At 46.0% G+C, this 15,683-nt stretch carries 7 protein-coding genes; 5 read left to right on the top strand and 2 right to left on the bottom strand.

The window, feature by feature from the left end; genetic code table 11:
• Positions 1-143 precede the first annotated feature (143 nt).
• The 4 genes from B5E53_RS15060 (at position 144) to B5E53_RS15045 (ending at position 13,127) form a co-directional block, all read left to right on the top strand.
• Positions 144-2,432 (top strand): hydratase, encoded by a 2,289-nt coding sequence (locus tag B5E53_RS15060; RefSeq protein WP_087316518.1) that lies wholly within the window; start codon positions 144-146, stop codon positions 2,430-2,432.
• 213 nt (positions 2,433-2,645) lie between these two features.
• Positions 2,646-4,379: a biosynthetic-type acetolactate synthase large subunit gene (gene ilvB, locus B5E53_RS15055; RefSeq protein WP_087316515.1), complete on the top strand. Its 1,734-nt coding sequence runs from the start codon at positions 2,646-2,648 to the stop codon at positions 4,377-4,379.
• A gap of 12 nt (positions 4,380-4,391) precedes the next feature.
• Complete coding sequence (gene ilvN, locus B5E53_RS15050; protein WP_087316513.1) at positions 4,392-4,910, top strand: acetolactate synthase small subunit; 519 nt, start codon at positions 4,392-4,394, stop codon at positions 4,908-4,910.
• A gap of 279 nt (positions 4,911-5,189) precedes the next feature.
• On the top strand, positions 5,190-13,127 hold the full coding sequence (locus B5E53_RS15045; RefSeq protein ID WP_087316511.1) for an InlB B-repeat-containing protein: 7,938 nt from the start codon (positions 5,190-5,192) through the stop codon (positions 13,125-13,127).
• Positions 13,128-13,499: 372 nt separating this feature from the next.
• Here B5E53_RS15045 and B5E53_RS15040 read toward each other — a convergent pair whose 3' ends face one another.
• Both B5E53_RS15040 and B5E53_RS15035 read right to left on the bottom strand, forming a co-directional pair.
• Entirely contained in the window at positions 13,500-13,877 is a 378-nt protein-coding gene (locus B5E53_RS15040; protein WP_087316509.1) for a type II toxin-antitoxin system death-on-curing family toxin, read from the bottom strand.
• Positions 13,874-14,116, bottom strand: a complete 243-nt coding sequence (locus B5E53_RS15035) for a type II toxin-antitoxin system Phd/YefM family antitoxin (RefSeq protein WP_087316507.1) — start codon at positions 14,114-14,116, stop codon at positions 13,874-13,876. Before B5E53_RS15035 ends, B5E53_RS15040 begins: the two co-directional genes overlap by 4 nt.
• 1,046 nt (positions 14,117-15,162) lie before the next feature.
• On the opposite strand from B5E53_RS15035, the gene B5E53_RS15030 reads away from it, so the two are divergent.
• Positions 15,163-15,570, top strand: coding sequence for a hypothetical protein (locus B5E53_RS15030; RefSeq protein ID WP_087316505.1), 408 nt, complete (start codon positions 15,163-15,165; stop codon positions 15,568-15,570).
• The last annotated feature ends 113 nt before the right edge of the window (positions 15,571-15,683 follow it).

Genomic DNA, 15,683 nt, shown 5'->3' with positions numbered 1-15,683 from the left:
CAGGGATAATGATAAAATAAGAGCGATATTTTGTTGTGAAGGCGGAAAAACTGAGTGAAATAGGGCAGTAATTTTGCCTTGAAATATAGATTTTGCAGTATTTTTCATTGCAAAACATCACAGACACACAGGAGGACAGAAACATGATTGAATTATTACAACACGGTGCGTATCTGGTTCACGGCAGTGAGATCGTGGAAGATACACCGGAAGCGGAAAAACAGCTTCAGAACATGCTGGGTACTGCTCCTTCCAAAGAAGAGGCAGCGCAGGGAACCATCGCTTACGGAATTCTGAAAGCCCACAACACGTCCGATAACATGGACAAGCTGAAGATTCGTTTTGATAAACTGACGTCCCATGATATCACTTATGTGGGTATCATTCAGACGGCCAGAGCATCAGGTTTGGAGAAGTTCCCGATGCCGTATGTGCTTACTAACTGTCATAACAGTCTCTGCGCGGTAGGAGGAACTATCAATGAAGATGACCATATGTTCGGGCTGACCTGCGCAAAACGTTACGGCGGCATCTATGTTCCGCCTCATCAGGCGGTCATCCACCAGTTTGCCAGAGAAATGCTGGCCTGCGGCGGCGCTATGATCCTTGGTTCCGATTCCCACACCCGTTACGGAGCGCTGGGAACCATGGCCATGGGTGAAGGCGGACCGGAGCTGGTAAAACAGCTTTTAAATCAGACATATGATATCAACATGCCAGGCGTGGTCGGCGTGTATATGACCGGAGCGCCGATTCCGGGCGTGGGACCGCAGGACGTGGCCCTGGCCATCATCGGTGAAGTATTTAAAAACGGTTATGTGAATAATAAAGTGATGGAATTCGTGGGTCCTGGCGTGGCATCTTTGAGCGCTGACTTCCGTATCGGTGTGGATGTTATGACCACAGAGACCACCTGCCTTTCCTCCATCTGGAGAACGGACGAGACCATCCGCGAATTCTATGAGATTCATGGAAGAGAACAGGATTATGAAGAGCTGAATCCGGCTGACGTGGCATATTATGACGGAATGATCAAGATTGATCTTAGCACCATCCGTCCGATGATCGCTATGCCGTTCCATCCAAGCAACACCTACACCATTGAAGAGATGAATGCCAATCTGATGGATGTGCTGGAAGATTGTGAGAAAAAGGCCCTTGTCAGCCTGGACGGCCAGGTAGACTTTACCTTAAAAGATAAAGTGCATGACGGAAAACTGTATGTGGAACAGGGAATCATCGCCGGATGCGCCGGCGGCGGTTTTGAGAATCTCTGCGCGGCAGCGGATATTTTAAAGGGACGTTCCATCGGACCGGATGAGTTCTCCCTGAGCGTATATCCGGCAAGTACGCCAATCTTCATGGAACTGGTGAAAAACGGCGCGGTGGCAGACCTCATGGAAGCCGGAGCCATTGTTAAGACAGCCTTCTGCGGCCCGTGCTTTGGTGCAGGAGATACACCTTCCAACAATAGCCTGAGTATCCGTCACTCCACCAGAAACTTCCCGAACAGAGAAGGTTCCAAACTCCAGAACGGACAGATTGCTTCCGTAGCGCTGATGGATGCCCGTTCTATCGCGGCGACAGCAGCCAACAAGGGCTTCCTGACCCCGGCTACCGATCTTGATGTGGAGATCAAGGGAAGAAAATATTTCTTTGACAGCAGCATTTATGCAAACCGTGTCTTTGATAGCAAAGGCGTGGCAGATCCTACGGTGGAAATCAAAATGGGACCGAACATCAAGGACTGGCCGGCCATGAGTCCGCTGCCGGAAAACCTGATCCTCAAGGTGGTATCTGAGATTCATGATCCGGTAACCACCACCGATGAGCTGATTCCGTCCGGCGAGACTTCTTCTTACCGTTCTAATCCTCTCGGATTGGCAGAGTTTACTCTCTCCAGAAAGGATCCGGCCTATGTGGGAAGAGCGAAAGAAGTGCAGAAAGCGCAGAAAGCCATTGAAGCGGGAGAAAACCCGACGGAGGCGCTGGGAGAACTGCAGGAGGTCATGGATGCCATTCATACGAAGTATCCGGAAGTCAATGCAGGTAACATGGGAGTCGGCAGCACTATTTTTGCTGTAAAACCAGGCGATGGTTCCGCCAGAGAACAGGCGGCTTCCTGCCAGAAAGTGTTGGGCGGCTGGGCCAATATCGCCAACGAGTATGCCACAAAACGGTACCGCTCCAACCTGATCAACTGGGGTATGCTTCCATTCCTGATTGACGGAGAAGATCTTCCGTTTGCCAACGGCGATTACCTCTTCGTACCGGATGTCCGCAAAGCGGTGGAAGACAAAGCCACAGAGTTTACCGTTTACCAGGTAAAAGACGGCGCTCTTCATGAGTTTACCTTACATATGGGTGAGCTTACCGATGATGAGAGAGAGATCATCCTGAAAGGATGTCTGATCAACTATAACCGGAGATAATCGGATTTTTAAAGATAATCGGATGTTTAATTTAGAGACAGCACGGATGTCCTGTGAAAGACGGGAGTTTCCGTGCTGTCTTCTTTTGTACGAATCTGCAAACAATAGTTGACAATCCGGCAAATAATGTTATATCATTAACTCATTACGCATCTTTTTTGAAGGGAAAAAAGAGCGGTTTTGCAAAATTATCAATATAAAGGAGTGGGAACCATGAAGATTTCAGGAAATGACCTTTTCGTAACGGCAATGAAAAAAGAAGGCGTGGATACTATTTTTGCATATCCGGGCGGTATGGTCGTCAATCTTTTAGATGCACTCCATGATTGTCATAGTATTGATTTGGTGCTTCCAAGACATGAGCAGGGGCTGATTCATGCGGCAGACGGTTATGCGAGAGCGACAGGAAAGGTCGGCGTCTGCCTCGTCACCAGCGGTCCGGGAGCAACAAATCTGGTAACCGGAATCGCCACAGCCAATTATGACAGTATTCCGCTGGTCTGTTTCACCGGACAGGTGGCGGAAGATCTCATTGGCAATGATGCGTTCCAGGAGGTGGATATCGTAGGTATCACCCGGAATGTGGCCAAGTTCGTTATTATGGTCAGAGACAGAGAGATGCTGGCGCAGCGGATCAAAGAAGCTTTTTATATTGCCCGTTCCGGTAAACCGGGACCGGTACTTGTGGATCTGCCCACGGATGTGATGGCGGAACTTGGTTCCACATCTTATCCGACTGAGGTGAATATCCGCGGTTATAAGCCGAATAAGGGCGTTCATGTGGGACAGCTGAAAAAAGCCATTGCCCTGGTAGAAGAAGCGAAGAAGCCTATGTTTTTGATTGGCGGCGGTGTCAATCTGGCGCATGCCCAGGAGGAGATGACAGAACTCTGCGAGAAGCTTGATATACCGGTGGTTACCACAGTAATGGGACGGGGAGCGATTCCTACGGACCATCCGCTGTACATAGGAAACATCGGTATGCATGGTTCCTATGCCGCCAACAAAACAGCGGATGAATGTGATCTGATGTTTTCCATCGGATGCCGGTTTAACGACAGGGTGACGGGAAATGTGGCGAAGTTCGCGCCTAATGCGAAGATCATCCACATCGATATTGAGGCGGCGGCCATTTCCAGAAATGTCACGGTGGATATTCCGATTGTGGCGGATGCCAAGATGGCGATTCGGAAGATTCTTGATCACACAGAACCGATGAAGCACACAGAATGGATTGAGGAAGTGAAGAGCTGGGATAAGGAGCATCCTCTGGGTATCCAGGTAAAAGCAGGGGTGAATCCTCAGTGTATCATGGAGACGTTGAATAAAGTATATGCGGACAGAGACACCATTTACACTTCCGACGTAGGGCAGCATCAGATGTGGGCCTGCCAGTATCTGAAACTGGATGCCACCCACCGGCTGGTGCAGAGCGGAGGTCTTGGAACTATGGGATTCGGGCTTCCGTCCGCAGTGGGTGCCCAGATTGGATGTCCGGGCAAAGCAGTGGTATCCATCAGCGGCGACGGCGGCTTCCAGATGAACATTCAGGAGATGGCGACGGCTATCAATCAGGAACTGCCGCTGGTTAATATTGTGCTGAACAATAACTATCTGGGAATGGTTCGTCAGATGCAGGATCTTTTCCATAACAAGCGCTATACCATTACCTGCCTGCGTTATCATAAGTCCTGCAAAGGCAAATGCGGCAAGCCAGGCTGGACCTGTCCGGAGTATTCCCCGAACTTTGTAAAGATCGCCGAAGCCTATAGCTCAAAGGGATATCTGGTAACAGAAGATTCTCAGCTGGAAAAGACAATCATTGAGGCAAGAGATTACGCAGAAGAGCATAACAAGCCGGTTATCATCGAGTGTGCGGTTTCACCGGAGGAGCTGGTACTGCCGATGATCCGCGGCGGGGCAAGCTTTGAAGAGATTATATATTAGGAGGTCGGAAGCATGAGAGAAGTGAATCATACCAAAAGAAAAAGATGGGTGTCCATGTATGTGGAGAACCGTATTGGCGTTTTGGCAAGGATTTCTGGCATGATGTCCGGCAAATCCTATAATATTGACAGTATCACCGTCGGTGTGACGGAGGACCCTACGGTTTCAAGGATGACCATCGGTTTAAGTTCTGATGACGCCACATTTGAACAGATCAAAAAGCAGTTGAACCGCTGTGTGGAAGTCATCAAGCTTAATGATATCACCGATGCGCCGACACACATGAAAGAGATTCTTTTTATTAAGATCCATGAATGTTCCGAGTTTGAGAAGGGAGAAATTTTCCGTATCGCCCAGGTATTCGGAGCAAAGGCCATTGACTACGGTATCAACAGCGTGCTCCTGGAGTGTGTGGCCACAGAAGGCCGGAACAATGATCTGATCAATCTGCTGAACCGTAAGTTTGATCAGGTGGAGATTGTCCGCGGTGGTATCGTTGCCATCGAATCCATAAGCATGACGGACAGATAAAATATAGTGAACAGATCGGCATAACGGGAAGGCAGGCCATAACGGCCAGATAACACGTAACAGCCAGATAATATGGCGGCATACACCATAGAATAAAGACAGGATAAGACTCTTTTCCCCAGAGAAGCAATATAGATGCTCCGGGGGAAAGGGTCTTTTTGTTTGATGAAAATATATTTTTAAAATATAAATAATTTTAAAGATTGACTTTGCGCAAATGTAATGGTACTATAAATATGGAAACTGTTCCAGATATTTCCAATAAAGAAAGGAGAAATTATGAAGAATCATCTGAAAAGATGGCTGCTTTTGCTGCTGACCATGTGTCTGGTTTTTCAGCAGGTCCCGGCGCCTCTGTACGTCGGCGCGGCAGGAATGACAGCGGTCTTTACTGATGCGAAGGAGAAAGCGGGAACAGCCGATGAGACAACACAGAAGATCAGGAGGAACAATGATACGGTACAAACGGCAGGAACGGGACAAAAAGGAAACGTGCAGATGCCTTTCGGAAGAAACCGGATTGCAGTCTCGGAAAAGAAGGCGGAAGATAAAAGCGCGGGCAGCGGTGCCGCCGGCAGGGAAGGTTATTCGGATGGAAGTAAAAGCGGCACAGGAGAGAACGATTCAGATGAAAGTGCGGATGATTCAGAAGAGGAAGATTCCGGAGAAAGCGGCACAGGAATGACGCCTTCAGATGGGAACCCGGAAGACAGGAACCCGGATGGAAGTTCCGGCGGGGAGAACCCGGGAGGCGGTGCAGGAGATAAGAATCCGGAGGCAAGTTCCGGAAAGGAGGATCCGGAAGGTCAGAATGGAGAGAGTTCGGAAGGTAAGAATCCTGGCGGGAACAAGGAAGAGAATCGACCGGGCACTTCCTCTTCCGGGGATCAGTCAGAGATGCCGGGAGGAGATAAGAAGGATGAGGAAGAGGCTTCCGGGAACAGTCGGCAGGACTCTTCAGAGGAAGCGTCTGGTGAAAAAGGAGCTGCCTCGGACTCCGGAAAAGATCCAGAAACTGCAGCGGAAGACTCCGGAGTTTCTGACGGAACGGCCGGCGGGAAGAATCATGAGATGGAATCTCAGCCGGATTCCGGGGAAGAGAATACGGTGTTTGATCAGCTTTTAAACCGGAACCTTCTGCGTGCAGCCGCCCGGGCGCAGAATGATTTTAATATGCCGAAGGCGACGTATGAGACATTCATTCTGCAGGGAAAGAATGGAAAAGGGCAGAAGATCGGGAACAGCGGCAAGGTGACGATGCTCGCATCCAGAAAGGCCATTCAGAATGATATCACAGAGAAGCACAACGAGTACGTATCTTTTACTCCTCACTGGGGTTCCGATACCACGGCTTCTTTATCCACGCAGAATGGTTCCAGAAATGCCAGTTATTATGTCAATGATCCCAAAAAGGCTCAGCATGTGGGAGGCATCGGTCTGGCAACCATGACTCCGAATATTGTAGGCGGCCGGGTGTATAAGCTGACGGCTTCCATGAAGAATAATTTAAGCTGTACCTACTACAATGTGGGAAGATACTATGACAGAAGTTCTGGCAGATCGTACGCGATTGATATGAAAGCGGTAGTCACGGATTTTACTAAGAAGCCAAAAGGAACAGAAGATGTCAGGAATGCCATTGCGGATGGTGCGTTGGATGATACCGGAGGCCCGCTGTTCTGTTTTATCGGTGGAAAGTCTGTCGGCTCCATCGGGGTTCTGACCAGTTTCTGCGATGCAGTGACTCTCCGGTATTCTTTTTATATTCATGGTACGCAGACACCGATTCAGGTCAAGGGATTTACCAGATTCCGAGATGTGGATGCACAGCAGGGAATTGAGTTTTCAAAAGAAGCAGACTATTTTTATGCGATCAACGCAGCCAATCAATATCTGGGATACAGCAAAGGGGTGTATCAACAGGGTAACAAGGCGTATATTTATTCTTTAAGCTCTGCAGCCGTTTCAGGCAATGCAGGAAGTTCTTTTTATACCCTGTTTTCAGGTTCCCAGATGACATTGCGCTATACATTTGCCAAATGCAGCAGACAGGATGACGGAGGCCCGCAGAATGGCAGTGATCTAACAAAATATAAGGTTCCGTTTGACAATTCGGATGTGAAAGATTATTCTACCAGTTCATCCAGTGGGTACATTCGCTTTGATGCGAGACAGCCTTATCTGGCGCAGCCGGAGATTCAAAAGTCTGTGTTTAACGGCAGTGATATACAGTCGGAAGTTCGCACACCGCACACAGCAGTTTCCAATGAGCTGTCCAGTGTAAACGATGTATTTACATATAAGGTACGGACAGTGTGCCCATATGAAGATGCTTCGGAGCATCACTATGCTTCCTGGGTTGTCACGGATCAGGTGAGCCCGTATCTCAAGGTGGAGCAGGCGGTGATTTATGATGGCACTGGCAGCCAGGCTTCAGATTTTAAAATACAGACGCAGGTACAGGGAGATGGTTCCACTGTGGTGACAGCAACGGCTTCTGATCCGGCAGCCCAGTCCTTCTATGAGAAGAACTGGTATGATCTGTATATCACAGTACGGGTTAAGACTCAGGCGCAGCTGGACAGCCTGGGACTCGATTTTGCCGGACGGTACGTGAACAGCGGAGCCAGGGCCGGCAGATATGTCATTGACAATCATGCTGTGCTGTCTACAGGAACGAATTATACATCCAACAAGGTGGAGACTGTGATTCCGCAGCAGATTAAAGTAAGAAAAGTCAATAAAGAAGGGAAACCGGTGAAGGGAGTCACCTTTGGGATTTTTGTCCGTCCGGATGCGGATATCCATAAAGAGAAACCGCTGATGACGGCGGTAACGGGAGATGACGGAGTGGCACATTTTAAGGCCGCGTCATTTTTCGACTTGTCTGGAAAAGCCGGGCCATATTATGTCCGTGAAATATCCAGAGGAGAGTTCGAGAATGTATATCTGCTGGACGAAACATGGAAGTATACTTTTTCCAGCGACAAAGGTAACCCGGTTATCTACGGAGAAGAGAGAGATAAACGTGTGTCCACTCTGGAGGATGTGGCGAAGATTCTCAAAAAATATACCGTCCGGGTGAGAAAAAAGAACAAAGAAACCAGTGATTTTTTGAAAGGTGCTGTTTTCGCTCTGTACCAGTGGTCTGCAGCGGGAAAAAGTTATATGAAGGTTTGTGATCTTGAGGAAGCGACAGATGAAGAAGGGCAGATGTATTATCGCAATCCGGAAGATATCACAGCCACAGAAGATAATCTGGGCCGATTTATGGTGAAAGAAGAGCAGGCGCCCTATGGCTGTTATAATGCCGGGATGAGCTGGACGTTTGTGACCACAGATGCCTATGTTCAGGATGAAAAGAACATAGAATTTCTCTATACGTCAGAAAATGGCCGGGAAAGAACGCAGAAAGGGGAGCTGATTTATCATAATAATCTTCAGAAGGGAATTCTCAAAATTGTCAAAACAGACGATGAAGGAGCTCTTGTCAAAGGAGCGCTGTTTGAAATTAAGGCAGCAGAAGATATTTATGCCCCGTGGCAGTATAAGGAAGATGGAACTGCAGACCCGAACCAGGAGCCGTTGGTACCAAAAGGGATGGTTTGCGGGTATCTGACGACAGATGAAAACGGAAGCGCAGTATCAAATCCACTTTACATCGGTCGGTATCACATAACGGAAACCGGCGGTGCACCGGATCATGTTCCGTCCGGAGAAGTGTATGAGGTCACATTTGCATATCCGGAGAAGGATGATGTCCCGGTGGTGGAAGAGACAGTACAGGCAGGAAATGTCATCATGCGTCCTTCTCTGGCTGTGGCGAAGCTGGCGGAACGCACCCGGAATCCGGAAGGCGGAGAAGTGGAATTTGACACCGGTACCGGAAGATATACCCAGGAAAAGGTACCGGGAATCTATCGTGGTAAGGAAACCATACGGTATCGGATCACCGTTACCAACACAGGCAATACAGATCTGTACCATGTCCGTGTTTATGACAGCATGGACGAACCCAATGCGGCAGGTCAGAAACTGTCCGATTATGTGGACAAAGACCGGGCGTCCTTCGTCGTTCCTGCTGCCGGAAGCTATGAGACGAAAAAGGGCAGCAAAATCACAGTGTCTGTATCAGAAGAAGATAGACGGATGGTGCTCCTGAGCAGACTGCCCGTGGGAGACAGCGTGGAGCTTTATTTTGAAGTGCCTGTTCTGGACAGTGCAGCCAATGTATATCAGCTTATCAATAAAGTAAAGGTGACGGCAAGTTATGATAATAATGAGGAGCGGCCGGGACAGCATTTGATCCCTGTAAACACAGAAGATCTGGTGGATGAAGAAGGTAATCCTCTGACGGAAGATGAAGATCAGATTCATATTCCGGGAACCCCGGACACGTCTGTGGTAAAAATTGCGGACAGAACCACCGGCGCTCTCGTCACCGATGGTGAGCTGAATGGAACCAAAGTGCCGGGTCTCTATTATGATGGGGATACAGTACGTTTTGATATTCATATCAAAAATACCGGAACAGCAAACCTCAAAAATATCCTTGTCACCGATGTGATGTCTGAGGACCTGAAACAGGTGATCCGGGAGAATACGGCCGGGTTCCGTCTGGATAGCGAGGCCAGGCCAGCGGAAGATGAATCAACGGAGGACGAACCATCGAAGAATGAATCAACGGAAAATGAATCATCGAAGAATGAATCAACGGAAAATGAACCATCAAAGAATGAATCGACAGAGAACAAACCGGCAGAAAATGATCCGACAGAAGACAAACGGGCAGCGGAACTGACGGAGAATGAGCCGGCTAAAGATGAACGGCCGTCGGAGGACAAGGGTAAAAAAGAAGATAAGAATGATTCAGAAGTTACCCTTCTGACAGGACAAGGGGAATATGTGTCTGCCCGCCAGATTGATGCTGCCCGGATAATTCTCTGTGAAAATGTAGATGACGTGACGGGGAAGGGCAGTCTGCGGCCGGGAGATACCATTGTACTGCATTTTTATGCGGAAGTAAAAAAAGATGCTGCGAATTTTTATGATCTTATGAACAAGGTCATCGTAAATGCTTCTTATTTTACAGGAGAAGAAGATATGCCTGTTCCGGAAAAGTCAGACACTGATCTGATTGAGCTGCCGGGCGTGCCGGAAGCAAAAATCGCAAAGCTGGCGGACCGGACTACGGGAGCTGTTCTTATTGATGGAAGATATCAGAATGAAAAGATAACAGGCAGCTATGATAATGGCAATGAAATTGTCTACACCATTACTGTTACCAATTCTGGTACCGCGGATTTATATGATCTGAAAGTCCGTGATGTGATGGAAGAAAAGCTGTTGTCCGCCCTGGATAAAGATAGCATTCGTTTTCAGGATGGCAGGTATACCACGATGAAAGGTGATAGCATCGAGACTACAGCTAAGAATGAGAACATTTTGCTGATGGATCATCTGAAGGCCGGCGACAGTGTGAATCTGTTGTTAAGGGCGACAGTCAGTCAGCAGGCGGGAGACTTATTTAATCTGGAAAATAAGGTATATGTAACAGGACATTACCGAAAAGGCAATGAACAGTATCAGCAGGAGTACGAAAAGGAAGCGGAAGCTGCAGGACATTCCTATGTGCTGGAATATCATGCCAACAACGGAACTGACGAAAAAACTCCGGACAGTGAGACACCAGCCCATGAAGGGGAGGCTGTACATATTAATGGCAATCCTTTTACAAAAGAGAACTATGAATTTTTAGGCTGGAATACCAAGGCAGATGGAACTGGTCAGGATTATGCTCCGGGAGCAGAATATACAATGCCTGCGCAGGATGTACATTTGTATGCCAGATGGGGAAGCAAGGGCAGTATATTAAAGAAAAACTATACCTATGCGCTGATCTATCATTCCAATAATCCGCTGTCTCAATCCCGTCCGGACAGTGAGACCAGATGTTTTGCAGGGACTGCGGTGCTTCTTGATGAGAATTCGTTTGTTTATGATGGATATCACTTTGTGGGATGGAGCATGACGCCTGATGACAGGGAAGAACTGCTGCAGCCGGGAGATTCCTGCCGTATGCCGAAAAAAGATCTGCATTTGTATGCACAGTGGGAAAAAGATGCCAAGGTCAGTCTGACTTATCACTCCGGCATTCCGGAACAGGAGCAGACAAAAACAGATTTTCAGACTCCGTGTGCAAAAGGAACAGAGATCACGGTGAAACAGTGTGAATTTGAGAGAGAGGATTCTGTTTTTGTTGGATGGAGCCGGGAGCAGGAAGCATCGAAAGCAGAGTTTTATCCACAGGACACGATCCTTTTGGAGAGAGATACAGATTTGTATGCTGTTTGGGAAAAGGAGAAGGATGGAGAGGAAGAGTTCAGGTATCGGCTGACGTATCATGGAAACAACGAAACCAATGATTCTTTTGTGGATTTTGGAACTCCGTGTTCCGCAGGAACTGCTGTGGTTCTTTCAAATAATCTGTTTGTATATGACGGGTATGTTTTCACTGAATGGAATACGAAAGCTGATGGCACCGGAACATCATGGAATATCAGTGATACCTTCGTGATGCCGGACCGGAATGTGCATTTATATGCTCAGTGGAAGAAAACAGAAAAACATACGCTTACGTATGTCTCAAATTATCCGAATAGAAAAGAGGGAGAACCCCACGAAGAAAGAATCGACAGTGAGACTCCGTGTCCGGAACAGACGGTTATCCGGATTGATGGCTGTAGTTTTCAGTGCGATGGTCATCGTTTTCTTGGCTGGAGTCTGACACCGGATGGCAGTTCTGAGCTGATCACGCCGGAAGTGCAATATACCATTAGTACTAACACCGTGCTTTACGCCATCTGGACAGACGATTGTGAAGAATATACTCTGATGTACTCCTCCAATACAGAAGGGGCAGTCTGGGAAGCGGCTCCGGATTCTCCATCGCCGGCAGGTACACCTCAGACGATCATAGCAAATCCGTTTTCAAATAAAGAGGCGGCTTTCGTGGGTTGGAGTTCAGACGAGAAGGCTACAGCGGACTCGGAGAATCTTCTGAAGCCAGGTCAGCGTTTTGAACAGCCGGCCAGAAATACTGTTCTTTATGCAGTATGGGAAGAAGCCGGAAGCCATAAAGTATATTACGATGGAAACGGGGGAACAAGTACCTCGTCTGAAGCGGAAGCAGATGGAAGGCTCCTTGATGAAGAGACTCCGTGCGTGTCCAACACAGGTATTCGGATTAATCCGTCATCTTTTGTGAGAGAAGGTTTCCGTTTCCTCGGCTGGAGCACAGAAAAGCTGGCACCATTGAAAGCAGAGCAACAGAAGCAGTCATCAAATGAAGAAAAAATGACTTGGGAACAAGCCATGGAACAGGCGGATATTATCTATCCGGGATGTGCATATACTGTGTCTGACAGCGATACCGTCTTTTATGCTGTCTGGGAAGAACTGCCAAAGAGCAGTTTTGATGGGGATAGCCCTTCCTACGATGGAGATGAACTGTCAGAAAGTCCGTATACGCCAATTCCTGTGACAGAATTGATGAAGGATCAGGATCATGTCAACATTCCGGGTGAGCCTGATCTGCGTGTGGCAAAAAAAGCAGATAAAACAAAAGGAATTACTTTGAAAAAAGGCCGCTATCAGGGAAAGAGAAAACCGGGCACTTATTATGAAGGAGACCGTGTTACCTATAAGATCACAGTTTCCAACTATGGAACAGCAACAGTAAACCAGATTAAGATAAAAGAAATTCCATCCGCAGCGTGGAAAAAAGCTCTGGAACCGGAAGGCTTCACTGCATCTGTCGGGGAAGTACTGGAAACAGCCAAAGGTAATTTAATCCGGGTAAAGAATAAGACAGACAATACGTTGATTCTGGATACGCTGAAGCCAAACGACAGCGTGACGGTTACATTTGAAGCTGTGGTGACAGCGAAGCAGGTCTCGAAAGATACTCTGAAGAACACTGTGAAAGTCACCGGTAAAAAATATGACGGAACTTCGGTAGCTGAGACAGAGTATACGAAGGACAGCGATGCGATACAAATCGCTGCCGAAAAACAACCCTCATCGTCAGTCTCAGACAGTGTGCCAAAGACTGGAGATACGACTCCGATTTACCCGCTGATTTTCATAGGAATTTTAAGCCTTACCATAGCTGCAGCTATTCTTGTGATACAGCGCAGACAAAAACATGACAGATGAGACTTTTGGTTGATGACATGAGATAACCTCTTAATACGACAGGCAGGAAAGCAACAGAGCCGCTTTTCTGTCTGCACAAGAAAAAGCCGGACAACTGCTTAAATGCGGTTATCCGGCTTTTTAAAATATAATCGAGGCGACGGGACTCGAACCCACGGCCTCTGCGTCCCGAACCTTGTCATGAAAGATTTATCTGAGATTCTCTGAAAGTGTCTGAGATTACCCAGAGCCTTTATTGAAGCCGTATAACGGACATCCGTCTGAAAAAACCACATGAACAAAAACTACAATTCAGATGCACATTTGTTAGTGCAATGTTAGTGCAAAATCAAAAATGAAGGGTATGCGTTTTCTTCTGATTTGCGGAAAGAATTAAATCTCATGTGAAAGAATCCAGTACAGCAAATCTTCGGCACCAATTTCTCCGGCAGCAAGCTGAAGGATTATATCGGAAAGCTCTGTCTGTGAATGTTGTAATTCTATACCGTTGAGTGCAAGAAATACCAGCATGGCATGTGCACCAATCCTCTTATTTCCGTCTATAAAGGGATGGTTTTTCACAAGGCCAAAACAAAGTCTGGCTGCCTTTTGCTGAAGAGACGGATACACATCCTCTCCACCAAAAGTTTGAAACGGAGCATTCAATGCGGAATCCAGCATACCTTCATCTCGTAATCCGTATGAACCACCGGTCTCGGTAATGAGCTGATCGTGAATAAGCAATACCTGAGATTTGGATAATATGATCATTTGGCAAGTACCTCATAAGCCTGACGATTCTTTTCAATTAAGCGCTTGGAAATGGACATGACATCCTCATCATTAGCCAACTGTTCCTGTTCAGCAGATGAAAATTCCATAACAAGATAGCGAGGAACATTGTTTTTTAAGATAACTACTGAGCCGCTCTCATCTACAAGGCGAGCAACTTTGGAGAAGTTCTGATTTGCTTCAGTAATAGAGATCAGATTGTTTGTATTAATTTTCATAGAGAAAACCTCCTTCGCTTTTATTATTTTTATTATATCCAAAAATAGGAGAAATTCAACCTATTTGTTGCATTTTTTTAATAAAGAGTATTCTAATATGCACATATAATGAACCGTGTATCATTTATAAGCAGATGCTCAAAATGTACCGCTCTGTATATGGCACTGGGATTGTCAAAATGGTGCTCTATGGTAGAGGATAATCATGTCGATTCGGATATAGATATGTCGCAATTGTGCATGGAGAACGAGAATAATTACAGGAAAGTCTTAAAATAATTTGGGACAAATCCTCTGACCTGGAGTTGGAGTAGAGAATGGGATGAAGAAAAACGAAAATGCGCTGTTTGGGATTCTAAAGCAGAAAAAATGAAAAAAAGATATATGATTTTTTGGGTACTTATTTTGATAGCAACTATTGTATTATTATTTATAATTTAGTTTTGGGTGGAATAATGAAAATAAATGCTCGTGAAGAAAATTATTTATTATTTTTTTAAGGAGAACGTTATGCAGGGAATAGCCAAAGAAGGAAATATTGGATAAAAAAATGTGCTTTCTGCAAATTTGGTACGATCCAACGAATTCAGCTATTAAACCAGTAAAAAATAACCCGAGATGCTGGCGATATACTATTGGAGAAAAGAAATTGTGCAGATTAAAAAATTACACAGTTAATTCACATAGTTTTTGTTCCCACTTTGAATGCAAATTATAAAATAGTTTTTTGAGCCGGAGATGTAATTATCTCCGGTTTTAGTAAATTATTAGTAATTTTGATAATGGAAATATACATTTGGAACGGAGGCGAAAATGATATTGAGAATTTATTGAATCAGGTCATTGATATAATAAGAAAAGGATTTAGCAATGGTGATGTAGGCGAGGCCAATCATTGTATTTGGTACTGTATTAATACTCATTCCAACCGATTTAAACAAACCGAAATTGATTTTTAAAAAAATTTTCTTAATAAAACATCCATTTACAATGTTCCCATAATTATTGTATTGACACAATCTTTTTCTGTAAAGGCTGCCAGGCAGATGAAATGGGAAATAGAAAAAGAGAATCTTCCAATTGTCGGAATAGTACCGGTACTAGCTGAAGATTATGAAATGAATAATGAATATACTGCTAAATCTTTTGGGTTGGATACTCTTGCTTCAATGATGAATAGTGTCATTCCAGATGCAGTAAAAAAAACATTTGTTGCAATTCAGTCTGTAAATTTGGAATTAAAAATTGAAAAAGCATATGCCGTAGTAGTTGCGGCAGCCTCAGCCGCAGCGGCAACAGGAGTCGTGCCAATCCCGTTTTCTGATGCTACTGTTCTTATACTAGAGCAAGTTGCAATGTTAGCAGGTATCACTGCATGTTTTGGTCTTCAGTTAGAAAAAGCTACTCTCACAGCAATCGTGTCAAGTACTATTGGAACTGCCGGAACAACGTAAACGGTAAATACTCCGTACCTCGAAAATCATAGTCATATGTGAGACAATAGACTCGATTCTTATCAATCCGTGCTAATAGTTCAGTACTCAACTTTTAGTACTGTTATAGAAAT

This window comes from Eubacterium sp. An11 (genome assembly GCF_002161065.1).
Lineage (GTDB): Bacteria > Bacillota > Clostridia > Lachnospirales > Lachnospiraceae > Anaerobutyricum > Anaerobutyricum faecale.
The sequence above is the reverse complement of the archived record's forward strand: the minus strand, read 5'-3'. Positions and strand labels throughout refer to the sequence as shown.